Raw genomic sequence first — 22,266 nt, 5'->3', positions numbered from 1 at the left:
GCGCGGCAATGCCGGCGCCCGTCCACATGGGAGCGACGATGGAATGCGTGTTTTGCCGTGAAGACGGCGGCGAGGTGCTCTGGCAGGACGATGCGCTGCGCGTCGTCCTCGCGACGGGCGAGCACGAGTATCCGGGCTTCTGCCGGGTGATCTGGGGCACGCACGTAGCGGAATTCTCCGATCTCGGCGAGCCCGAGCGGGCCCACCTGATGCGCGTGGTCTACGCGGTCGAGCGGGCCGTGCGCCGCGTGATGCAGCCGAACAAGGTGAATCTCGCGAGCCTCGGCAACATGGTGCCGCACGTGCACTGGCACGTGATCCCGCGCTTTTCCAACGATGCCCACTTCCCGCAGCCCGTCTGGGCGCCGCGCCAGCGCAGCGTGTCCGAGGCGCTGCTGCGCACGCGCGCGGCGCAGGCCTCGCTGCTGCACAATGCGGTGCGCGAGGAAATTCAACGCATGACCGATTCGAGGCAGCCATGAGCGGTTTGACTTCCACGACGCCGATTCCGTCCGGCGTCGTCGTGCACGCGGTATCGCGCGTGCTCGAATTGCAGTACCCGAACGGTGAAAGCTACCGGATTCCGTACGAGCTGATGCGCGTGTATTCGCCGTCGGCCGAGGTGCGCGGCCACGGGCCCGGCCAGGAGACGCTGCAGACCGGCAAGCGCGAGGTGACGATCACCGCGCTCGAGGGCGTCGGCAACTATGCGCTGCAGCCGACGTTTTCCGACGGCCATTCGACCGGCATCTACTCGTGGGACCTGCTGTACGAGCTGGCCACGCAGCAGGACGCGCTGTGGCGCGACTATTTCGACAAACTGAAGGCGGCAGGCGTCGAGCGCGACGCCCCGATGCAGGCGGCCTCCGCGTCGCACGGCCACTGCCACTGAAATTCGACGGCGCCCGCTCGGCGCCGTCTTGCCATTTACTGAGGATCAACGCGATGAGCAAAACCCACTTCGGCTTCGAAAGCGTCGAGGAAAACGAAAAAGCGAAGAAAGTGGCGGGTGTGTTCCATTCGGTCGCGAGCAACTACGATCTGATGAACGACCTGATGTCGGCGGGCATGCACCGCGCGTGGAAGGCGTTCACGATCGCGCAGGCGAACGTACGTCCCGGCTTCAAGGTGCTCGACATCGCGGCCGGCACCGGCGACCTGACCAAGGCGTTCGCGAAGGCAGCCGGGCCGACGGGCGAGGTCTGGCACACGGACATCAACGAATCGATGCTGCGCGTCGGTCGCGACCGGCTGCTCGACAAGGGCATCGTGACGCCGTCGCTGCTGTGCGACGCGGAGAAAATTCCCTTCCCGGACAACTACTTCGATCTGGTCACGGTCGCGTTCGGGCTGCGCAACATGACGCACAAGGATGCCGCGCTGGCGGAGATGCGCCGCGTGACGAAGCCCGGCGGCCGCGTGATGGTGCTGGAATTCTCGAAAGTCTGGGATCCGCTGAAAAAGGCGTACGATCTGTATTCTTTCAAAGTATTACCGTGGCTTGGCGACAAGTTCGCGAAAGATGCTGAAAGTTACCGGTATCTTGCTGAATCTATCCGGATGCACCCCGATCAGGACACGCTGAAGACGATGATGGAACAAGCGGGCCTCGATGCCGTCAAATATTACAATTTGTCAGGTGGCGTGGTAGCTTTACACATGGGAGCCAAGTACTAAGGGGCTCTTTCCATACATTTGTCTTACATCTGGAGAAGCTGATGTCCGAAACGCGTTCGTTGTTCAACCGTAGCAAGCCGTCGAAGCCGTGGGCTCGACGAGTCGGCACACTGCTGATGGTCGGCCTGCTCACGGCCGGCACGTTCGCATCGCTCGACGCTGAAGCCAAGCGCATGGGCGGCGGGCGCAGCATCGGCCGCCAGAATTCCACCGTCACGCAGCGCCAGGCCACGCCGCCTGCGCAGCAGCCGATGCAGCAGGCCGCGCCGTCGCAGGCGCAGCGTGCGAACCCGGCCGCGCCCGCGCCGGCCGCGCAGCCCAACCGCTCGCGCTGGCTCGGGCCGATCGCCGGCCTCGCGGCCGGCCTCGGCATCGCGGCGCTGCTGTCGCACTTCGGCCTGGGCGGCGCATTCGCGAGCATGATGGCGAACGTCATCGTGATCGCGCTGCTCGCGATGGTCGGCATCTGGCTGATCCGCAAGTTCATGAACCGCCGTCGTCCGCAGGAGCCGGCATACTCGGTCGGCGGCTCGGCGTCGTCGTCGGGCGGCTACTCGCAGAGCCCGTCGTTCCAGCAGGGCGGCACCGGCAGCAACTATGCGGGTAGCGGCAGCAGCTACGCGAACGAAGCACAAGGCGTGTTCGGCGGCGGTGCCGTGGGCGCAGGCGCGGCAGCGGCGGCGGCAGCACCGCTCCAGGTGCCGGCCGGCTTCGACACCGAAGCGTTCCTGCGCAGCTCGAAGGTTTATTTCGTGCGCCTGCAGGCCGCGTGGGACCAGGGCAACCTGGCCGACATCCGCGAGTTCACGACGCCCGAAATGTTCGCCGAGATCAAGATCGACCTCGATTCGCGCGGCAACGAGTCGAACCAGACCGACGTCGTGCAGCTCGACGCGGAACTGGTCGCGATCGAGGATCGCGGCATCGAGCAGTCGGCGAGCGTGCGTTTCCACGGCCTGATCCGCGAATCGGCGAATGCGTCGGCCGCGCCGTTCGACGAGGTGTGGAACCTGTCGAAGTCGGGCAGTCAGGGCTGGCTGCTCGCGGGCATCCAGCAGATCAACACGCACTGAGCGTGTCCGGCGGCCACACCGCCGGACATCCGGGCAACGGCCGTCGCAGTGCGACCGCTTGCCACCCGGGTGTGCGGTCAGGTACGGCCTGCCGACGATCCGACGTTACAATAGAAACCCGCGTGGGCGCCCGGCCTGCGCGGGTTTTTTCTTTCCCAGCCCGATGACCTTTGCCGCCAAGCCTTTTGCTGCTGCCGTCAATCACCTGCTCGCCCGCGAATCGTGGGCGCGCGACCGCCTGATTCCGTATGCGGGCAAGACTGCCCGGATCGACGTGCCTCCCGTTACGCTCACGCTGCTGGTGCAGCCCGACGGCTATCTGTCGGCCGTCGACGCGCACGATGCGCAACAGGTCGACGTGTCGATCGCGCTCGCGGGCGACACGGTCGCCGCGTTCCTGCAGGGCGGCCAGGCGGCCGTGATGAAGCACGTGAAGATCGAGGGCGATGCGGAGTTCGCGACGCAGATCGCGAAGCTGGCCGAGCACCTGCGCTGGGAACCTGAAGAAGATCTCGCGAAGCTGGTCGGCGACGCGGCGGCATACCGGATCGCGACGGTCGTGCGCGACGCCGGTGCGCGCGCGCGACGTACCGGCCGCAACGTGCTCGATTCCGTTGCCGAATACTGGCTCGACGAGAACCCGCAAGTCGTCCGGCGCGCGTCGCTCGGCGGCTTCGACGCCGAACTGGCGCGCGCACGCGATGCGCTCGCGCGGGTCGAAAAGCGGGTCGAGCGACTCGAACAAAAAATCGGCGCGCGCACGGGTTCCGGCCCGCGCGGCGCGCACTGAGGGCCGCAGGGCATGCGCATTTTCCGTTTCATCAAGATTGTCTACACCGTCATCCGCTTTGGTCTCGACGAAGTGATGCTGTCCCGGATCGACGACCGGCGCGTGAAGCTGCTGCTGCGGATCACGACGATCGGCCGCCGTTATTCCGATCCGCCTGCGGTGCGGCTGCGCCACGCGCTCGAAAGCCTCGGCCCGATCTTCGTCAAGTTCGGCCAGGTGCTGTCGACGCGCCGCGACCTGCTGTCGGTCGATTTCGCGAACGAACTCGCGAAGCTGCAGGACCAGGTGCCGCCGTTCGATTCGGCGGTCGCGATCGGGATCATCGAGAAGTCGCTCGGTGCGCCGGTCGACGAGCTGTTCGACGAATTCGAGCGCGAGCCGGTCGCGAGCGCGTCGATCGCGCAGGTGCATTTCGCGAAGCTCAAACAGGGCCAGCACGCGGGCAAGGCCGTCGCCGTCAAGGTGCTGCGCCCGAACATGCTGTCCGTGATCGATTCCGACCTCGCGCTGATGCGCGACATCGCGATCTGGACCGAGCGCATGTGGGCCGACGGCCGGCGCCTGAAGCCGCGCGAAGTCGTCGCCGAGTTCGACAAGTACCTGCACGACGAGCTCGACCTGATGCGCGAGGCCGCCAACGGCAGCCAGCTGCGCCGCAACTTCGCGGGCCTCGACCTGCTGCTCGTGCCCGAGATGTTCTGGGATTTCTCGACGTCGCAGGTGCTCGTGATGGAGCGCATGACCGGCGTGCCGATCAGCCAGGTCGAGACGCTGCGTTCGGCCGGTGTCGACATCAAGAAGCTCGCGCGCGAAGGCGTCGAGATCTTCTTCACGCAGGTGTTCCGCGACGGCTTCTTCCATGCGGACATGCACCCGGGCAACATCCAGGTGAGCCTCGATCCGAACACCTTCGGCCGCTACGTCGCGCTCGATTTCGGGATCGTCGGCGCGCTGTCCGATTTCGACAAGAACTACCTCGCGCAGAACTTCCTGGCGTTCTTCAAGCGCGACTACCACCGCGTCGCGACGCTCCACCTCGAATCGGGCTGGGTGCCGCCCGAGACGCGCGTCGAGGAGCTCGAAAGCGCGATTCGAGCGGTGTGCGAGCCGTATTTCGATCGTGCGCTGAAGGACATCTCGCTCGGCCAGGTGCTGATGCGCCTGTTCTCGACGTCGCGCCGCTTCAACGTCGAGATCCAGCCGCAGCTCGTGCTGCTGCAGAAGACGATGCTGAACGTCGAGGGGCTCGGCCGCTCGCTCGACCCCGAGCTCGACCTGTGGAAGACCGCGAAGCCGTACCTCGAGCGCTGGATGACCGAGCAGATCGGCCTGCGCGGCTGGTACGAGCGCTTCAAGGTCGAAGCGCCGCAGTGGAGCAAGACGCTGCCGCAACTGCCGCGCCTGATCCATCATGCGATGGCGGCGCGCCACGACGCGCCGCGCGCGGCGAGCGAGGACCTGATGCGCCAGATTCTCGTCGAGCAGAAGCGGACGAACCGGCTGCTGCAGGCGCTGCTGATCTTCGGTCTCGCCGTCGGCGTCGGGGCGCTCGTTGCGCGCGTGCTGCTCGCGCTCGCGTACGGCACATGACCGAAAGGAGCAGGGCGATGTCCGATCCGAAGCAACCGTCCACACCGGCAGCCGCCGATTTCGCGACGCGCGATCCCGGTAACGCATCGTTCTGGGACGAACGTTTCGCGCGTGGCGTGACGCCGTGGGAATTCGGTGGCGTGCCCGACGGGTTTCGCGTGTTCGCGCACCGGCTCGAGCCGTGCGCGGTGCTGATTCCCGGCTGTGGCAGTGCGCAGGAGGCCGGGTGGCTCGCGCAGGCCGGCTGGCCCGTGCGTGCGATCGATTTCTCCGCGCAGGCAGTGGCAGTTGCGAAAGCGCAGCTCGGCGTGCACGCGGAAGTCGTCGAGCAGGCCGATTTCTTTTCGTACCGGCCGCCGTTCGACGTGCAGTGGGTGTACGAGCGTGCGTTCCTGTGCGCGCTGCCGCCGGCCATGCGCGCCGGCTACGCGGCGCGCATGGCCGAGCTGCTGCCCGTGGACGGATTGCTGGCCGGCTATTTTTTCCTGATGGCGAAACCGAAGGGGCCGCCGTTCGGAATCGAGCGTGCCGAACTCGATGCGCTGCTCACGCCGCACTTCGAACTGATCGAGGATTTGCCGGTAACCGATTCGCTGCCCGTGTTCGAAGGTCACGAGCGCTGGCTCACGTGGCGCCGCCGCTGATGCGCGGGTGTCGCGGACATTGCCGGAGCGCAGCAGGGTTTCGGCTATAATTCAAGGTTTTGCAAGCCGTTTCCAGTTTCCGCGGGAAAAATATCATGCCGATCTACGCCTATCGATGCGAAGCGTGTGGTTTCGCGAAGGACGTGCTCCAGAAGATGAGCGATGCGCCGCTGTCACAGTGCCCGGAATGCGGGAAGGATGCATTTCGCAAGCAGGTCACCGCGGCGGGCTTCCAGCTGAAGGGTTCGGGTTGGTATGTCACCGATTTCCGCGGCGGTTCGGGCGGCACCAGCGCGCCGGCGACGGCGTCGGGCGACGCAGCGCCGGCCGCACCGGCGGAAGCCGCGCCCGCCGCGGCCGCGCCGGCTGCATCGAGCAGTTCCGAAAGCACGACGACGAGCGCTGCGCCTGCCCCGGCAGCCACGCCCGCCGCCAGCAGTTGACCGTCGCGGCCCGGCCGGGCTGCGACCAACCCGCGCCGCCGGCGCGGTTCATTGACGGCAGATGATGAAAAAGACGACCCTGAAATCGGTGTTTCTGACCGGCCTGCTGGTTCTCGTCCCGCTCGCGATCACGCTGTGGGTGCTCGGTCTCATCATCGGCACGATGGACCAGACACTGCTGCTGCTGCCCGAATCGTGGCAGCCCGAGCGGATGCTCGGCTTCCACTTGCCGGGGATCGGCGCGGTGCTGACGCTCGCGTTCATCTTCGTCGTCGGGCTGGCCACGCGGAACTTCATCGGCCAGAAGCTCGTCACGTGGTGGAACGCCGTGGTGCGTCACATCCCGGTCGTCGGGCCGATCTACACGAGCGTCAAGCAGGTGTCGGACACGCTGCTGTCGAGCAGCGGCAATGCGTTCCGCAAGGCGCTGCTGATCGAATACCCGCGTCGCGGCTCGTATACGATCGCGTTTCTGACCGGCACGCCGGGCGGCGACGTGCTCAATCATCTGACGGAAGAATACGTGAGCGTCTATATTCCGACGACGCCGAACCCGACGTCGGGCTTCTTCCTGATGCTGCCGAAGAGCGAAGTCATCGAACTCGACATGTCGGTCGATGCCGCGCTCAAGTACATCGTCTCGATGGGCGTGGTGGCGCCCCCGGCGCCGGTTCCGGCGCCTGCGCGCCGCCCCGTCGAGCCGCCGCTGTAAGTAAAGAATCATCGCCCGGGCCGCGCGTTGCGGCGCCCGTTGATCAAACCGAACGAAAGCAAACATCATGTCGATGCGTACTGAATACTGCGGTCTCGTGACCGAACACCTGCTGGGCCAAACCGTGTCGCTGTGCGGCTGGGTGCAGCGCCGCCGCGATCACGGCGGTGTGATCTTCATCGACCTGCGCGATCGTGAAGGCCTCGTGCAGGTGGTGTGCGACCCGGATCGCGCGGAAATGTTCGCGACCGCCGAAGGCGTGCGCAACGAGTTCTGCGTGCAGATCAAGGGCCTCGTGCGCAACCGTCCGGACGGCACGGTCAACGCCGGCCTGAAGAGCGGCAAGATCGAAGTGCTCTGTCACGAACTGAACGTGCTGAACGCGTCGGTCACGCCGCCGTTCCAGCTCGACGACGACAACCTGTCGGAAACGACGCGCCTCACGCACCGCGTGCTCGACCTGCGCCGCCCGCAGATGCAGCACAACCTGCGCCTGCGCTACCGCGTCGCGATCGAAGCGCGCAAGTACCTCGACGAGCAGGGCTTCATCGACATCGAAACGCCGATGCTGACGAAGAGCACGCCGGAAGGCGCGCGCGACTACCTCGTGCCGTCGCGCGTGAACGCGGGCCAGTTCTTTGCGCTGCCGCAGTCGCCGCAGCTGTTCAAGCAGCTGCTGATGGTCGCGAACTTCGACCGTTACTACCAGATCACCAAGTGCTTCCGCGACGAAGACCTCCGTGCCGACCGTCAGCCGGAATTCACGCAGATCGACTGCGAAACGTCGTTCCTCGGCGAGCAGGAAATCCGTGACCTGTTCGAAGACATGATCCGTCACATCTTCAAGACGACGATCGATGTCGAGCTTGACGCGAAATTCCCGGTGATGCCGTACTCGGAAGCGATGGCGCGTTTCGGTTCGGACAAGCCGGACCTGCGCGTGCAGCTCGAATTCACCGAGCTGACCGACGCGATGAAGGACGTCGACTTCAAGGTGTTCAGCACGCCGGCCAACGCGAAGGACGGCCGTGTCGCGGCGCTGCGCGTGCCGAAGGGCGGCGAGCTGTCGCGCGGCGACATCGACGGCTACACCGAATTCGTGCGCATCTACGGCGCGAAGGGCCTCGCATGGATCAAGGTCAACGAGAAGGCGAAGGGCCGCGACGGCCTGCAGAGCCCGATCGTCAAGAACCTGCACGACGCGTCGATCGCGGCGATCCTCGAGCGCACCGGCGCCGAAGACGGCGACATCATCTTCTTCGCGGCCGACCGCGCGAAGGTCGTCAACGACAGCCTCGGCGCGCTGCGCCTGAAGATCGGCCATTCGGAATTCGGCAAGGCGAACGGTCTGGTCCAGGCCGGCTGGAAGCCGCTGTGGGTCGTCGACTTCCCGATGTTCGAATACGACGACGAAGATGCGCGCTACGTCGCTGCGCACCACCCGTTCACGAGCCCGAAGGACGAGCACCTCGAGTACCTCGAGACCGACCCGGGCCGCTGCCTCGCGAAGGCCTACGACATGGTGCTGAACGGGTGGGAAATCGGCGGCGGCTCGGTGCGTATCTATCAGGAGGAAGTGCAGAGCAAGGTGTTCCGTGCGCTGAAGATCGGCGCGGAAGAGGCTCAGCTCAAGTTCGGCTTCCTGCTGGATGCACTGCAGTACGGCGCGCCGCCGCACGGCGGTATCGCGTTCGGTCTCGACCGCATCGTCACGATGATGGCCGGCGCCGATTCGATCCGCGACGTGATCGCGTTCCCGAAGACGCAGCGTGCGCAGGATCTGCTCACGCAGGCACCGAGCCCGGTCGACGAGCGTCAGCTGCGCGAACTGCACATCCGCCTGCGTCAGCCGGAACAACCGAAGGCGTAACGCGCTTCGCATCCGGTCGTGTGTGCGTTCGCGCGCACACGACGCTCATGAAAAAGGCGCAGCGATGCGCCTTTTTCGTTTTTTGCGGTACAGTCGCAGCACTTGCCGTCCGTTCGGAGCCTGTGCCCGTCGCGCGGCCCTGTGCTGCATGAAACAAAGATGACGAAGCCGCCGAAAATCCCCGAATCCGTTCTTGTCGTGATCTACACGCCCGACCTCGATGTGCTCGTGATCAAGCGTGCCGACCAGCCCGATTTCTGGCAATCGGTGACCGGCTCGAAGGACGCGCTCGACGAGCCGCTCGCGGTCACCGCCGCGCGCGAAGTGGCCGAGGAAACCGGCATCGCGATCGGCACCGCGGATGTGCCGGCCAGCGCGCTCGTCGACTGGCGCCACCGGATCGAGTACACGATCTATCCGCAATACCTGCACCGCTATGCACCGGGCGTCACGCGCAACACCGAGCACTGGTTCGGCCTGTGCGTGCCGCATCGCGTCGACGTGACGCTGTCGCCGCGCGAGCACGTCGACCATGCGTGGCTGCCGTTCCGCGAGGCGGCCGCGCGCTGCTTCTCGCCGTCGAATGCCGAGGCGATCCTGCAATTGCCCGCGCGCGTGGCACTGTCGCGCGCGCCGCACGGCTCGTCCGCATGACGGCGGAGGCCCGCAAGCGCTTCGCGCAATTGCGGCAGATGTTCCTGCAGGAACGCGGTTCCGCGTCGCGGCTCGCCTTTACGTCGGGCAACACCGTGCGGCTGTGCGAGGGCGGCGGCGCATTCTTTCGGGCACTGATCGAGCGGATCGATGCCGCCCGCGAGCAGGTGATGCTCGAAACCTACATCTTCTGCGACGACGCGGCCGGCCGGCCGGTGTCGGACGCGCTGATCCGCGCGGCGCAGCGCGGCGTGCGCGTGCGCGTGATCACCGACGGCATCGGCACCGCGCGCCTGCCGCTGTTCGACACGTGGGTGGCGGCCGGCGTCGAGCACTGCATCTACAACCGTTTCCTGTTCGGCCGCTTCGGTTTCTCGCGCACGCATCGCAAGCTCGCGGTGATCGATCACGCGGTTGCATTCTGCGGCGGCATCAATATCGTCGACGACTACGCGCAGGGCGGCACGACGCTGCCGTTTCCGCGCTGGGATTTCGCGGTCGAGATGGCGGGCCCCGCGGTGTCGGACGTGCGCGCCGCGTTCGAATTGCAGTGGCACCGGATCATGTTCGGCCACAAGCCCTATGCGCAATACGCGGCTGGGCTGCATGGCGGGGAAGCGTTCCCCGACATGTTCCGGCGCTGGATGCGCAGCCATCGCTGGATCAAGGCCGGCGCGCTGCGGGTCGTGACGGAGCCGAGCGTCGCGTTCGTCGCGCGCGACAACGTCGTGAACCGTCGCGCGATCGAGAAGGCGTATCTCGCGGCGATCGGCCAGGCGCGCCAGCGGATCCTGCTGGCCAATCCGTACTTCATGCCGGGGCGCAAGCTGCGCCGAGCGCTGACGGGCGCCGCGCGGCGTGGCGTCGACGTGCGGATCCTGATCGGCCGCAAGGAATTCGCGGCACTCGATACGGCCGTGCCGTTCCTGTATCACGCGCTGCTGCGCGCGGGCGTGCGCGTGGCCGAGTACGACAGGACGATGCTGCACGGCAAGGTGGCCGTGATCGATGACAACTGGGCGACGGTCGGTTCGTCGAATCTGGACGCGCTGAGCCTGATGTTGAACAATGAGGCGAATGTCGTGCTGGTGCGCTACGATGCTGTCACGAACGAACTGCGCGACGCGATCGCGGCCGCGTTCGCCGACGGCCGCGAAATCGACCCCGCCCGATTCGCCGCGCGCCCGCGCATCGAGCGCATGCTGAACTGGCTCGCCTATACGGCGTATCGCGTCGTGATGAAGGCGCTGACGGTCGGCGGTTACGACTGACGCAGACTAAGCGTTCGCTTCAAAAATCTGTCCGCACGTTCGTGCGGAAAAGCCGCTCCGGTCCCGCCGGAATCGCGCAAAATAGCGGCTCGGTTAGACACCGGTTTCTAATAATTTCCTTGTTTCGCGAGCGGCCGCACTCAATAATAGTACGGCCGTTCGATTTTATTCGAACCCCCGAACGGTTACAGAAATAGCTATGCGAAAAGGCGAACAGACGCGTGCCGCGATACTTGAAGCTGCTTTGGACCTCGCCAGCCGTGACGGGCTGGAGGGGCTGACGATCGGCCTGCTGGCCGAGCGCATGCAGATGAGCAAGAGCGGCGTGTTCGCGCACTTCGGATCGCGCGAGGACCTGCAGGTCGAGGTCGTCCGCGAGTATCACCATCGTTTCGAAAACGAGGTGTTCTTTCCGAGCCTGCGCGAGCCGCGAGGCTTGCCGCGCCTTCGGGCGATGCTGGCCCGCTGGACGGAGAAGCGCATCCAGGAGGTGACGACCGGATGCATCTACATCAGCGGGGCCGTCGAGTACGACGACCGGCCTGACAGCCCCGTGCGCGAGCAGTTGATCGCGAGCGTGACGGCCTGGCGTGCCGCGATGCTGCGTGCCATTTCGCAGGCGAAGGAAGAAGGCCATCTGCGTGCGGATACCGATCCGGACCTCATGCTCTTCGAGTTGTACAGCTTCACGCTCGGCCTGCATCACGACGCACGTTTCCTGCATTCGCCGGATGCGGTGCGCCTCACGTGGGCCGCGCTGGAAAAGACGATTGTTTCGTATCAGAGCGAGAGCCGTTAGCGGCGCGTGATCCGCCCGCCAGGAGCTCGAGCCGTTTTGCCCACCTTTGGAGAGAGTCATGGGACAGTACGCCGCGCCGCTGCGCGACATGCAATTCGTGTTGCACGAGCTTCTGAACGTCGAAGCCGAAGTCAAGCAAATGCCCAAGCATGCGGACCTCGACGCCGACACGATCAACCAGGTCCTCGAGGAAGCGGGCAAGTTCTGCTCCGAGGTACTGTTCCCGCTGAACCAGGTTGGCGACCGCGAAGGCTGCACGTATGAAGGCGACGGCGTCGTGAAGACCCCGACCGGCTTCAAGGAGGCCTACCAGCAATACGTCGAGGCCGGCTGGCCGGCGCTCGGCTGCGATCCGGACTACGGCGGCCAGGGCCTGCCCGCGTTCGTGAACAACGCGCTCTACGAAATGCTGAACTCGGCGAACCAGGCATGGACGATGTATCCGGGCCTGTCGCACGGCGCGTACGAATGCCTGCACGCGCACGGCGCGCCGGAACTCCAGAAGCAATACCTGCCGAAGCTCGTGTCGGGCGAATGGACGGGCACGATGTGCCTGACCGAGCCGCACTGCGGCACCGACCTCGGCATCCTGCGCACCAAGGCCGAACCGAACGGCGACGGCTCGTACTCGATCAGCGGCACGAAGATCTTCATCTCGAGCGGCGAGCACGACATGTCGAAGAACATCATCCACCTCGTGCTCGCGCGCCTGCCGGACGCGCCGCAGGGCACGAAGGGGATCTCGCTGTTCATCGTGCCGAAGTTCATTCCGGACGCGTCGGGCGAGCCGGGCGAGCGCAACGGCATCAAGTGCGGCTCGATCGAGCACAAGATGGGCATCCACGGCAACTCGACGTGCGTGATGAACCTCGACGGCGCGAAGGGCTGGATGGTCGGCGAGCCGAACAAGGGCTTGAACGCGATGTTCGTGATGATGAATGCCGCGCGTCTCGGCGTCGGCATGCAGGGCCTCGGCCTCACGGAAGTCGCGTACCAGAACTCGCTCACGTACGCGAAGGAACGCCTGCAGATGCGTTCGCTGACGGGCCCGAAGGCACCGGACAAGCCGGCCGACCCGATCATCGTGCACCCGGACGTGCGTCGCATGCTGCTCACGCAGAAGGCCTATGCCGAAGGCGCGCGCCCGTTCACGTACTGGTCCGCGCTGCAGATCGACAAGGAGCTGTCGCACGCCGACGAAGCGGTGCGCAAGGAAGCGGCCGATCTCGTCGCGCTGCTCACGCCGATCATCAAGGCGTTCCTGACCGACAACGCGTTCGAGTCGACCAACCACGCGATGCAGATCTACGGCGGCCACGGCTTCATCTCCGAGTGGGGCATGGAGCAGTACGTGCGCGACGCGCGGATCAACATGATCTATGAAGGCACGAACTCGATCCAGTCGCTCGACCTGCTGGGCCGCAAGGTGCTCGGCGACATGGGCGCGAAGCTGAAGAAGTTCGGCAAGCTCGTGACGGAATTCGCGGAAGCCGAAGGCGTGAAGCCGGAAATGGCCGAGTTCATCAACCCGCTCGCCGACATCGGCGACAAGGTGCAGAAGCTGACGATGGAAATCGGCATGAAGGCGATGCAGAACCCCGACGAAGTCGGTGCCGCCGCCGTGCCGTACCTGCGCACCGTCGGCCACCTGGTGTTCTCGTACTTCTGGGCGCGCATGGCACGCCTCGCCCTCGACAACGAAGCGTCGGGCGATCCGTTCTACAAGTCGAAGCTCGCGACGGCACGCTTCTACTTCGCGCGCCTGCTGCCCGAGACGGCGTCGACGATCCGCGCCGCGCGCGCCGGTTCGAAGACGATGATGGAAGTCGACGAATCGCTGTTCTGACGCGAGTCCGGGCGGGGCGCGAGGCGCGCCGCCCGGATGCATCGGTTCCTGGTACTCACTTCTCCGTGCAGCCCCAACCTCCGCGCTGCACGACACTATCCGGAGACATCCCGTGAGCAATTTCCTGATTCGCAAGGTCGCCGTGCTGGGCGCCGGCGTGATGGGCGCGCAGATCGCCGCGCACCTCATCAACGCGCGCGTGCCGGTGCTGCTGTTCGACCTGCCGGCCAAGGAAGGCCCGAAAAACGCGATCGCGCTGAAGGCGATCGAGAACCTGAAGAAGCTGTCGCCCGCGCCGTTCGGCGTGAAGGACGACGCGAAATACCTCGAGGCCGCGAACTACGAAGACGACATCGCGAAGCTCGCCGAGTGCGACGTCGTGATCGAAGCGATCGCCGAGCGGATGGACTGGAAGCACGACCTGTACAAGAAGGTCGCGCCGCACATCGCGCCGAACGCGATCTTCGCGACCAACACGTCGGGCCTGTCGATCACGAAGCTGTCCGAAGGTTTCTCGGACGAGCTGAAGTCGCGCTTCTGCGGCGTGCATTTCTTCAACCCGCCGCGCTACATGCACCTCGTCGAGCTGATCCCGACCGCGCATACGCGCCCGGAGATCCTCGACCAGCTCGAAACCTTCCTGACGAGCATCGTCGGCAAGGGCGTCGTGCGCGCGAAGGACACGCCGAACTTCATCGCGAACCGCGTCGGCATCTTCTCGATCCTCGCGGTGATCACCGAGGCCGCGAAGTTCGGCCTGCGCTTCGACGAAGTCGACGACCTGACGGGCAGCCGCCTCGGCCGCGCGAAGTCGGCGACGTTCCGCACCGCGGACGTGGTCGGCCTCGACACGATGGCGCACGTGATCAAGACGATGCAGGACAACCTCGCCGACGATCCGTTCTTCCCGGTCTACCAGACGCCCGCCGTGCTCGCCGAACTGGTGAAGCAGGGCGCGCTCGGCCAGAAGACGGGCGGCGGTTTCTACAAGAAGGAAGGCAAGGCGATCAAGGTGCTCGACGCGAAGACGGGCACCTATGTCGACTCGGGCGCGAAGGCTGACGAAACGGTCGGCCGCATCCTGAAGCGCCCGCCGGCGGAACGCCTGAAGCTGCTGCGCGAGACGGACCATCCGCACGCGCAGTTCCTGTGGTCGATCTTCCGCGACGTGTTCCACTACATCGGCGTGCATCTCGAGTCGATCGCCGACAACGCGCGCGACGTCGACCTCGCGATCCGCTGGGGCTTCGGCTGGAACGAAGGCCCGTTCGAAGGCTGGCAGGCCGCCGGCTGGAAGCAGGTCGCCGAGTGGGTGCAGGAAGACATCGCGGCCGGCAAGGCGCTCGCGAACGTGCCGCTGCCGTCGTGGGTGCTCGAAGGCGCGGTTGCCGAGAAGGGCGGCGTGCACACGGCCGAAGGCTCGTGGGCACCGGCTGCGAAGCGCTTCGTGCCGCGTTCGGACCTCGCGGTCTACGACAAGCAGGTATTCCGCGCGCCGCTGCTCGGCGAAGCGGGCGCCGATCCGAAGACGTACGGCAAGACACTGTTCGAAACCGACGCGGTGCGCGCATGGGTCGACGATCGTGCGGGTGAAGACGACGTCGTGATCGTGTCGTTCAAGTCGAAGATGAACACGATCGGACCGAGCGTGATCGACGGCCTCGTGCAGGCGATCGAACTCGCGGAGAAGGACTACAAGGGCGTGGTGATCTGGCAGCCGACGTCGCTGAAGCTCGGCACGCCGGGCGGCCCGTTCTCGGCCGGCGCGAACCTCGAAGAGGCGATGCCCGCGTTCATGATGGGCGGCGCGAAGGGTATCGAGCCGTTCGTGAAGAAGTTCCAGGAAGGCATGCTGCGCGTGAAGTACGCGAACGTGCCGGTCGTCGCGGCCGTGTCGGGCATCGCGCTCGGCGGCGGGTGCGAGCTGATGCTGCACAGCGCGAAGCGCGTCGTGCACGTCGAGAGCTACATCGGCCTCGTCGAAGTGGGTGTCGGCCTCGTGCCGGCGGGCGGCGGCCTGAAGGAAGCGGCGCTGCGCGCGGCGGACGCCGCGACGGCCGCGAACGCGACCACCGACATCCTGAAGTTCGTCACGAAGTCGTTCGAGAACGCGGCGATGGCGAAGGTCTCGGCGTCCGCGCACGATGCACGTGCGATGGGCTACGTGAAGCCGTCCGACACGATCGTCTTCAACGTGTTCGAACTGCTCGACGCCGCGAAGAAGGAAGCGCGTGCGCTGGCCGCCACCGGTTACCGCGCACCGCTGCGTGCGAAGGACGTGCCGGTCGCGGGCCGCTCGGCGATCGCGACGATCAAGGCATCGCTCGTCAACATGCGTGACGGACGCTTCATCAGCGACCACGACTACCTGATCGCGAGCCGCATCGCCGAAGCCGTGTGCGGCGGCGACGTCGAAGCCGGCAGCCTCGTCGACGAGCAGTGGCTGCTCGCGCTCGAGCGCCGTGCGTTCGTCGAGCTGCTCGGCACGCAGAAGACGCAGGAACGGATCATGGGTATGTTGCAGACCGGCAAGCCGGTGCGTAACTGAGCGAGCGATAAGGCAAGGAGTCTCAAATGAGCAAACAATTGCAAGACGCATACATCGTCGCCGCCAGCCGCACGCCGATCGGCAAGGCCCCGCGCGGTGTCTTCAAGAACACGCGCCCGGACGAGCTGCTGGTCCACGCGATCAAGTCGGCGGTTGCGCAGGTGCCGGGCTTCGACACGAAGCTGATCGAGGACGCGATCATCGGCTGCGCGATTCCGGAAGCCGAACAGGGCCTGAACGTCGCGCGGATGGGCGCGCTGCTCGCGGGCCTGCCGCAGACGGTCGGCGGCGTGACGGTCAACCGCTTCTGCGCGTCGGGCATCACGGCGCTCGCGATGGCGGCCGACCGCATCCGCGTCGGCGAATCGGACGCGATCTTCGCGGGCGGCTGCGAATCGATGAGCATGGTGCCGATGATGGGCAACAAGCCGTCGATGTCGCCGCACATCTTCGATCGCAATGAAGACTTCGGCATCGCGTACGGGATGGGCCTGACGGCCGAGCGCGTCGCCGAGCAGTGGAAGGTGAGCCGCGACGACCAGGACGCGTTCTCGGTCGAGTCGCACCGCAAGGCGCTTGCCGCACAGCAGGCCGGCGAGTTCAACGACGAGATCGCCGCTTACACGATCACCGAGCGTTTCCCGAACCTCGCGACCGGCGAAGTCGACGTGAAGACGCGCGAGATCAAGCTCGACGAAGGTCCGCGCGCGGATACGTCGATCGAAGGCCTCGCGAAGCTGCGCACGGTGTTCGCCAACAAGGGCTCGGTCACGGCCGGCAACAGCTCGCAGACGTCGGACGGCGCGGGCGCGCTGCTCGTCGTGTCGGAGAAGGTGCTGAAGGAATTCAACCTGACGCCGCTCGCGCGCTTCGTGAGCTTCGCGGTGCGCGGCGTGCCGCCGGAAATCATGGGCATCGGCCCGAAGGAAGCGATTCCGGCCGCGCTGAAGGCCGCTGGCCTGAAGCAGGACGATCTCGACTGGATCGAGCTGAACGAAGCGTTCGCCGCGCAATCGCTGGCGGTGATGCGCGACCTCGGCCTCGACCCGTCGAAGGTCAACCCGATGGGCGGCGCGATCGCACTCGGCCACCCGCTCGGCGCGACCGGCGCGATCCGCGCGGCGACCGTCGTGCACGGCCTGCGCCGCCGTAACCTTAAGTACGGGATGGTCACGATGTGCGTCGGCACCGGCATGGGTGCCGCGGGCATCATCGAACGCCTGTAAGCAGGACGCGACGCAAAGCGACGACGGTGCGCGGGCCACAAGCTCGCGCACCGTTTTTTCATTCCGATAGAGGAAAGTCAAGGAGACGGTTGTGGCCGAAATTCAAGTGGAACGCGCCGAAGGCGTGATGACGATCACGATCGCACGCCCGGCGAAGAAGAATGCGCTGACGGCGGCGATGTACCAGACGATGGCCGATGCACTCGCCGACGCGCAGGAAGACAAGGCGATCCGCGTGATCCTGCTGCGCGGCAGCGACGGCAATTTCACCGCGGGGAACGATCTCGAGGATTTCCTGAAGGCGCCGCCGAAGGACGACACCGCCCCGGTGTTCCAGTTCCTTGCACGGATCAGCACCGCGAGCAAGCCGATCGTGGCCGCCGTGCCGGGCCTGGCGATCGGCGTCGGCGTGACGATGCTGCTGCACTGCGATCTGGTGTACGCAGCCGACACCGCGACGTTCTCGCTGCCGTTCGCGCAGCTCGGCCTGTGCCCGGAAGCCGCGTCGAGCGTGCTGCTGCCGCGCCTGGCCGGCCATCAGGTCGCCGCCGAGAAGCTGCTGCTCGGCGAGGCGTTCGATGCGCTGGAAGCGCACCGGATCGGCATCGTCAACCGCGTGCTGCCGGCGGCCGAGCTCGACGCGTTCGCGGCGAAGCAGGCGGCGAAGCTCGCGGCGCTGCCGGCGGCATCGCTGCGCGTGACGAAGGCGCTGCTGAAGGATACGGGCGGTGTGGCGACGTCCGCGCGGATGGCCGAGGAGGCGGGCCACTTCGCCGCGATGCTGCGCGCGCCCGAAGCGCGCGAGGCGATGACGGCGTTCTTCGAGAAGCGCAAGCCGGATTTCCGTCAGTTCGACTGACGGAGCAGGCCGCGCCGGCGATGGCTCGCCGGCGCGCCGCCGCGAACGCGATCAGGCCGTGCCGTAGTCGACGTGGCCGGTTTCGCGGCAGAAGCTGACGAGCCGCAAGCCGGCCGCTTTCGCGATTTCGATCGCGAGCGACGACGGCGCGGAGATCGTTGCGACCATCGGAATGCCGACGCGGGCGGCCTTGCGCACGAGCTCGTAGCTCGCGCGGCTCGACAGGAACACGAAGCCATCGGTCGGGTCGGCGCGCGACAGCACGAGCGAGCCGATCAGCTTGTCGAGCGCGTTGTGGCGGCCGACGTCCTCGAACGCCTTCCGGATCGCGCCTGTTGCGTCGCACCACGCGGCCGCGTGCAGGCCGCCCGTGAGCCGCGTGAGCGCCTGATGCGTCGGCAGCGCCTGCGCCGCGCGCGTCAGCGCGTCGGGGGCGAGGCGCGCGAGAAAGCCGGTATCGGGCACGCGCTCGGGCGCGAGGTCGAGCAGGTCGATGCTTTCGATCCCGCATACGCCGCAGCCGGTGCGCCCCGCGAGCGCGCGGCGCCGGTCCTTCAGCGCGGCGAACGCCTGCTGGACGACCTCCAGGTGGACCTCCGCATGCGGCAGCGGGGCGTCGGCGTGCAGGATCACCTCGATGTCCTTGATGTCGCTGCCGCGCGCGACGATCCCTTCCGAGATCGCGAAACCGACCGCGAACGCTTCGAGGTCGCACGGCGTACACATCATCACCGCGTGCGAGATGCCGTTGAAGACGAGTGCGACGGGCCATTCCTGGCCCACGTAGTCGTGCGCGGTTTCGACGGCGCCCCCGCGCGTGCGGCGCACGGACAGTTCGATCGCGCCGCGCGGTTCGTCGCGCATTTCACCGGATTCGGTCGGATTCACGAGCACTCCCGTTGATTCGGCGCGCGGGCGGCGGCATTCGTATCCGCCGCCCGCGCGCAGAGGTTCTAAAATACCCCAGGCAAGCCGGCCGCGCCGGCATCCGCCACATCAGGTAACGACCATGGGACTCAGCGACGCTCCACTGTTATTCGCCTTCGAACACGAATCGTCGGAAAACTTCACGTACATCCCGATGATCGTGCGTTTCAATCTCGACCGTTTCGGTCTGCGGATTTCGCTGGAGCAGTGGCAACTGCTGCCGCTCGAGGACCGCAAGCTGCTCGCACGCTTTCCGGCCGACGATGACACCGCGATCGAGCCCAACTTCGATCACGCGCTGTTCGAAATGCTGCGCACGCACGCGGATCTGGAACCCTCGTGGTTCCAGCCGGACCAGCAGCCGGCCTGGCGTGCCACCGACATCGTGCCGGAGTCGCTCGTGCAGCAGAGCGCGCTGGCCGGGCTGACGGCGCCCGGGCTCGCGCAGTGGCAGCAGCTTGCGCCGTTCCAGCGCTACGTGCTGGTGAAGCTGTCGCGCAAGCCGAAGCTGAACCACGATTTCCTGCCCGCGATGCGGGAGTTCGGGCTGACGGCCACGCACTGAGGTGGCCGTGCGCCGCACGGTCGCGGCGCTCGCCGGTCAGAGCGGCGGCAGTTGCCGCGGCTTGCGGTCGGGGCCGGTTGCGACATAGGTGAGCGTCGCTTCGGTGACCTTCACGATTTCGCCCATCAGGCGCATGCGCTGCGCGTACACCTCGACGTCGACCGTGATCGACGTGTTGCCGGTGCGCATGATGGTCGCGTAGAAGCTCAGCAGGTCGCCGACGAACACCGGCTGCTTGAACACGAACGAGTTGACCGCGACCGTCGCGACGCGACCGTTCGCGCGCTGGCTCGCGGGGATCGAGCCGGCGATGTCGACCTGCGACATGATCCAGCCGCCGAACACGTCGCCGTGGACGTTCGCGTCGTGCGGTTGCGGGACGACGCGCAGCGCGGGCTGCTTTTGCGGGAGTTCGAGGGTCGAATCGGTCATGGCGGGTGCTTTCATCCTGTAAGAAACATGCCGCCGTGCGCAGGCCGGCCGGCGAGGGCGCCGGCAGCGGCGCGAAGCGGCTTCTGCGACAATACAACGTTCGCAAATTGTACGAGAAAGTGCGCAAGCCGGCCGCCGATACACGCGTCGTGCACCGCCACAGAGACTTCCCCCATGCGCCGATTTCCCGCTTCCGGCGAGCCCGCGCCGGCTTCGACCGGGCCCCGCAACGACTGGCAGACCATCCGGTCGCTGCTGCCGTACCTGACCACCTACAAATGGCGCGTCGCGCTCGCGCTCGCCTGCCTGATCGGCGCGAAGGTCGCGAACCTCGGCGTGCCGGTCGTGATGAAGCGCATCGTCGACCACCTGTCCTACGTGCAGCAGATCACCGCGCTCGGCCGCGCCGAACAGTCGGCCGGCATCGTGCTCGCGGGCGGCGTCGGGTTGCTGGTCGTCGCGTATGCGCTCGTGCGGCTGTCGACGTCGCTGTTCACCGAGCTGCGCGAGATCCTGTTCTCGAAGGTCACCGAGAGCGCGGTGCGCCAGCTCGCGCTGCAGGTGTTCCGGCACCTGCACGGGCTGTCGCTGCGGTTCCATCTCGAACGCCAGACGGGCGGCATGTCGCGCGACATCGAGCGCGGAACGCGTGGCATCCAGCAGCTGATCTCGTATTCGCTGTACAGCATCCTGCCGACGCTCGTCGAGGTCGGGCTCGTGCTCGGCTTCTTCGTGGTCAAGTACGAGGCCTATTACGCGTACGTGACGTTTGCGGCGCTGGTCACGTACATCGTGTTCACGGTGAAGGTCACCAACTGGCGCACGCATTTCCGCCGCACGATGAACGAACTCGATTCGCGCGCGAACTCACGGGCGATCGATTCGCTGATCAACTACGAGACGGTGAAGTACTTCGGCAACGAGGAGTGGGAAGCGCAGCGCTACGACGAGAACCTGAAGCGCTACCGGAAGGCTGCGATCCGTTCGCAGAATTCGTTGTCGGTGCTGAACTTCGGCCAGCAGGCGATCATCGGCACGGGGCTCGTGTTCATCCTGTGGCGTGCGACGCAGGGCGTGCTCGCGGGCAAGCTGACGCTCGGCGATCTCGTGCTGATCAACACGTTCATGCTGCAGCTGTACATTCCGCTGAACTTTCTCGGCGTCGTCTATCGCGAGCTGAAGCAGAGCCTCACCGACATGGACCGGATGTTCGGGTTGCTGTCGGCCGCGAAGGAAGTGGCCGACCTGCCCGATGCGCGGCCGCTCGCGGTCGCCGGCGCGCAGGTGCGCTTCGAGCACGTGAATTTCGCGTACGAGCCGGCGCGGCCGATCCTGCACGACGTCTCCTTCACGATCGATGCGGGCACGACGACCGCGGTGGTCGGCCACAGCGGCTCCGGGAAGTCGACGCTGTCGCGGCTGCTGTTCCGTTTCTACGATCTCGACCGGCAGGCGGGCGGCGCGATCTTGATCGACGGCCAGGACATCCGCGACGTCACGCAGGATTCGCTGCGTGCGTCGATCGGGATCGTGCCGCAGGACACCGTGCTGTTCAACGACTCGATCTACTACAACATCGCGTACGGCCGGCCGAGCGCGACCCGCGACGAGGTGATCGCGGCCGCGCGCGCCGCGCACATCCACGATTTCATCGAAAGCTTGCCGAAGGGTTATGACACGCCGGTCGGCGAGCGCGGGCTGAAGTTGTCGGGCGGCGAGAAGCAGCGCGTCGCGATCGCGCGCACGCTGTTGAAGGATCCGCCGGTGCTGCTGTTCGACGAGGCGACTTCGGCGCTCGATTCGCGCTCGGAGCGGGCGATCCAGCACGAGCTCGACCAGATCGCGCGGCATCGCACGACGCTCGTGATCGCGCACCGGCTGTCGACGGTCGTGCACGCGCAGCAGATCCTCGTGATGGATCACGGGCGGATCGTCGAGCGCGGCACGCACGACGAACTCGTGCGCGCCGACGGGTTGTATGCGCAGATGTGGGCGCTGCAGCAGCAGCGCGCGGCGGCGGGCGGGGAAGAGGCCGAGGCCGCGTAGGCGCGGGTATTGCGCGGTGCGCGGCAGGAACGGGCGGTGTGGTGCCGTCAGGGCCGGGGGATTTGGCGAAGCGTCGGCGACATCGGATCCTGGAGCTTGGTCCGGTGCCGATCGGTCGCGCAGTCGGTGACAAGTCGGGGTATCGACTGCCGAACCGCCGAACCGCCGAACCGCCGAACCGCCGAACCGCCGAACCGCCGAACCGCCGAACCGCCGAACCGCCGAACCGCCGAACCGCCGAACCGCCGAACCGCCGAACCGCCGAACCGCCGCTCAGCCGCTCAGCCGCTCAGC

At 66.4% G+C, this 22,266-nt stretch carries 21 protein-coding genes; 19 read left to right on the top strand and 2 right to left on the bottom strand.

Going from position 1 to position 22,266, the window contains the following annotated elements; genetic code table 11:
* The first annotated feature begins 38 nt into the window (after positions 1-38).
* The 17 genes from DPV79_RS35665 to DPV79_RS35585 all read left to right on the top strand — a co-directional run bounded on the left by DPV79_RS35665 (position 39) and on the right by DPV79_RS35585 (position 18,002).
* Positions 39-482 carry an HIT family protein gene (locus tag DPV79_RS35665; protein WP_021161324.1) on the top strand — a complete coding sequence of 148 codons (444 nt, stop codon included), beginning with the start codon at positions 39-41 and terminating at the stop codon, positions 480-482.
* Positions 479-892: a gamma-butyrobetaine hydroxylase family protein gene (locus DPV79_RS35660; RefSeq protein ID WP_113047611.1), complete on the top strand. Its 414-nt coding sequence runs from the start codon at positions 479-481 to the stop codon at positions 890-892. Before DPV79_RS35665 ends, DPV79_RS35660 begins: the two co-directional genes overlap by 4 nt.
* A 53-nt stretch (positions 893-945) precedes the next feature.
* Entirely contained in the window at positions 946-1,677 is a 732-nt protein-coding gene (gene ubiE / locus DPV79_RS35655; protein WP_027789150.1) for a bifunctional demethylmenaquinone methyltransferase/2-methoxy-6-polyprenyl-1,4-benzoquinol methylase UbiE, read from the top strand.
* Positions 1,678-1,718: 41 nt separating this feature from the next.
* A complete protein-coding gene (locus DPV79_RS35650) occupies positions 1,719-2,750 on the top strand; it encodes a Tim44 domain-containing protein (RefSeq protein ID WP_113047610.1) in 1,032 nt (343 codons plus the stop codon).
* 163 nt (positions 2,751-2,913) lie between these two features.
* Positions 2,914-3,540: a ubiquinone biosynthesis accessory factor UbiJ gene (locus tag DPV79_RS35645; protein ID WP_006487883.1), complete on the top strand. Its 627-nt coding sequence runs from the start codon at positions 2,914-2,916 to the stop codon at positions 3,538-3,540.
* Positions 3,541-3,552: 12 nt separating this feature from the next.
* Complete coding sequence (gene ubiB / locus DPV79_RS35640) at positions 3,553-5,130, top strand: ubiquinone biosynthesis regulatory protein kinase UbiB (RefSeq protein WP_027789152.1); 1,578 nt, start codon at positions 3,553-3,555, stop codon at positions 5,128-5,130.
* Between the two features lie 17 nt (positions 5,131-5,147).
* Positions 5,148-5,774 (top strand): methyltransferase domain-containing protein, encoded by a 627-nt coding sequence (locus tag DPV79_RS35635; RefSeq protein ID WP_021161318.1) that lies wholly within the window; start codon positions 5,148-5,150, stop codon positions 5,772-5,774.
* A gap of 95 nt (positions 5,775-5,869) precedes the next feature.
* On the top strand, positions 5,870-6,217 hold the full coding sequence (locus tag DPV79_RS35630) for an FmdB family zinc ribbon protein (protein ID WP_113047609.1): 348 nt from the start codon (positions 5,870-5,872) through the stop codon (positions 6,215-6,217).
* Positions 6,218-6,278: 61 nt separating this feature from the next.
* Positions 6,279-6,929: a DUF502 domain-containing protein gene (locus DPV79_RS35625; protein ID WP_027789155.1), complete on the top strand. Its 651-nt coding sequence runs from the start codon at positions 6,279-6,281 to the stop codon at positions 6,927-6,929.
* Positions 6,930-6,996: 67 nt separating this feature from the next.
* Positions 6,997-8,799 (top strand): aspartate--tRNA ligase, encoded by a 1,803-nt coding sequence (gene aspS, locus DPV79_RS35620; RefSeq protein ID WP_021158416.1) that lies wholly within the window; start codon positions 6,997-6,999, stop codon positions 8,797-8,799.
* A gap of 159 nt (positions 8,800-8,958) precedes the next feature.
* The gene (gene nudB, locus DPV79_RS35615; protein ID WP_021158417.1) at positions 8,959-9,453 is read left to right on the top strand and encodes a dihydroneopterin triphosphate diphosphatase; all 495 of its coding nucleotides are present in this window, start codon (positions 8,959-8,961) and stop codon (positions 9,451-9,453) included.
* On the top strand, positions 9,450-10,724 hold the full coding sequence (clsB, locus tag DPV79_RS35610; protein ID WP_059649750.1) for a cardiolipin synthase ClsB: 1,275 nt from the start codon (positions 9,450-9,452) through the stop codon (positions 10,722-10,724). The genes nudB and clsB overlap by 4 nt, the downstream gene beginning before the upstream one ends.
* A 199-nt stretch (positions 10,725-10,923) precedes the next feature.
* The gene (locus DPV79_RS35605) at positions 10,924-11,523 is read left to right on the top strand and encodes a TetR/AcrR family transcriptional regulator (RefSeq protein WP_006751498.1); all 600 of its coding nucleotides are present in this window, start codon (positions 10,924-10,926) and stop codon (positions 11,521-11,523) included.
* Positions 11,524-11,581: 58 nt separating this feature from the next.
* On the top strand, positions 11,582-13,369 hold the full coding sequence (locus tag DPV79_RS35600; RefSeq protein WP_113047608.1) for an acyl-CoA dehydrogenase C-terminal domain-containing protein: 1,788 nt from the start codon (positions 11,582-11,584) through the stop codon (positions 13,367-13,369).
* 112 nt (positions 13,370-13,481) lie between these two features.
* Positions 13,482-15,917, top strand: coding sequence for a 3-hydroxyacyl-CoA dehydrogenase/enoyl-CoA hydratase family protein (locus DPV79_RS35595; protein WP_113047607.1), 2,436 nt, complete (start codon positions 13,482-13,484; stop codon positions 15,915-15,917).
* 26 nt (positions 15,918-15,943) lie between these two features.
* Complete coding sequence (locus DPV79_RS35590) at positions 15,944-17,143, top strand: acetyl-CoA C-acyltransferase (protein ID WP_021158422.1); 1,200 nt, start codon at positions 15,944-15,946, stop codon at positions 17,141-17,143.
* Between the two features lie 91 nt (positions 17,144-17,234).
* Complete coding sequence (locus DPV79_RS35585; RefSeq protein ID WP_021158423.1) at positions 17,235-18,002, top strand: enoyl-CoA hydratase; 768 nt, start codon at positions 17,235-17,237, stop codon at positions 18,000-18,002.
* 51 nt (positions 18,003-18,053) lie between these two features.
* On the opposite strand, the gene fdhD is transcribed toward DPV79_RS35585, so the two are convergent.
* Positions 18,054-18,896, bottom strand: coding sequence for a formate dehydrogenase accessory sulfurtransferase FdhD (gene fdhD, locus DPV79_RS35580; RefSeq protein WP_425267371.1), 843 nt, complete (start codon positions 18,894-18,896; stop codon positions 18,054-18,056).
* Positions 18,897-19,011: 115 nt separating this feature from the next.
* On the opposite strand from fdhD, the gene DPV79_RS35575 reads away from it, so the two are divergent.
* The gene (locus tag DPV79_RS35575; protein ID WP_113047606.1) at positions 19,012-19,494 is read left to right on the top strand and encodes a nitrate reductase associated protein; all 483 of its coding nucleotides are present in this window, start codon (positions 19,012-19,014) and stop codon (positions 19,492-19,494) included.
* 36 nt (positions 19,495-19,530) lie between these two features.
* Here the strand turns inward: DPV79_RS35575 and DPV79_RS35570 are convergent, their stop codons facing one another.
* On the bottom strand, positions 19,531-19,926 hold the full coding sequence (locus DPV79_RS35570) for an acyl-CoA thioesterase (protein ID WP_027789162.1): 396 nt from the start codon (positions 19,924-19,926) through the stop codon (positions 19,531-19,533).
* A 174-nt stretch (positions 19,927-20,100) separates the two neighbouring features.
* Here DPV79_RS35570 and DPV79_RS35560 point away from each other — a divergent pair, with 174 nt between their 5' ends.
* The gene (locus DPV79_RS35560; protein WP_113047605.1) at positions 20,101-21,972 is read left to right on the top strand and encodes an ABCB family ABC transporter ATP-binding protein/permease; all 1,872 of its coding nucleotides are present in this window, start codon (positions 20,101-20,103) and stop codon (positions 21,970-21,972) included.
* The last annotated feature ends 294 nt before the right edge of the window (positions 21,973-22,266 follow it).

Source organism: Burkholderia reimsis (assembly GCF_003294055.1).
GTDB classification, from domain to species: Bacteria; Pseudomonadota; Gammaproteobacteria; order Burkholderiales; family Burkholderiaceae; genus Burkholderia; species Burkholderia cepacia.
The sequence above is the reverse complement of the archived record's forward strand: the minus strand, read 5'-3'. Positions and strand labels throughout refer to the sequence as shown.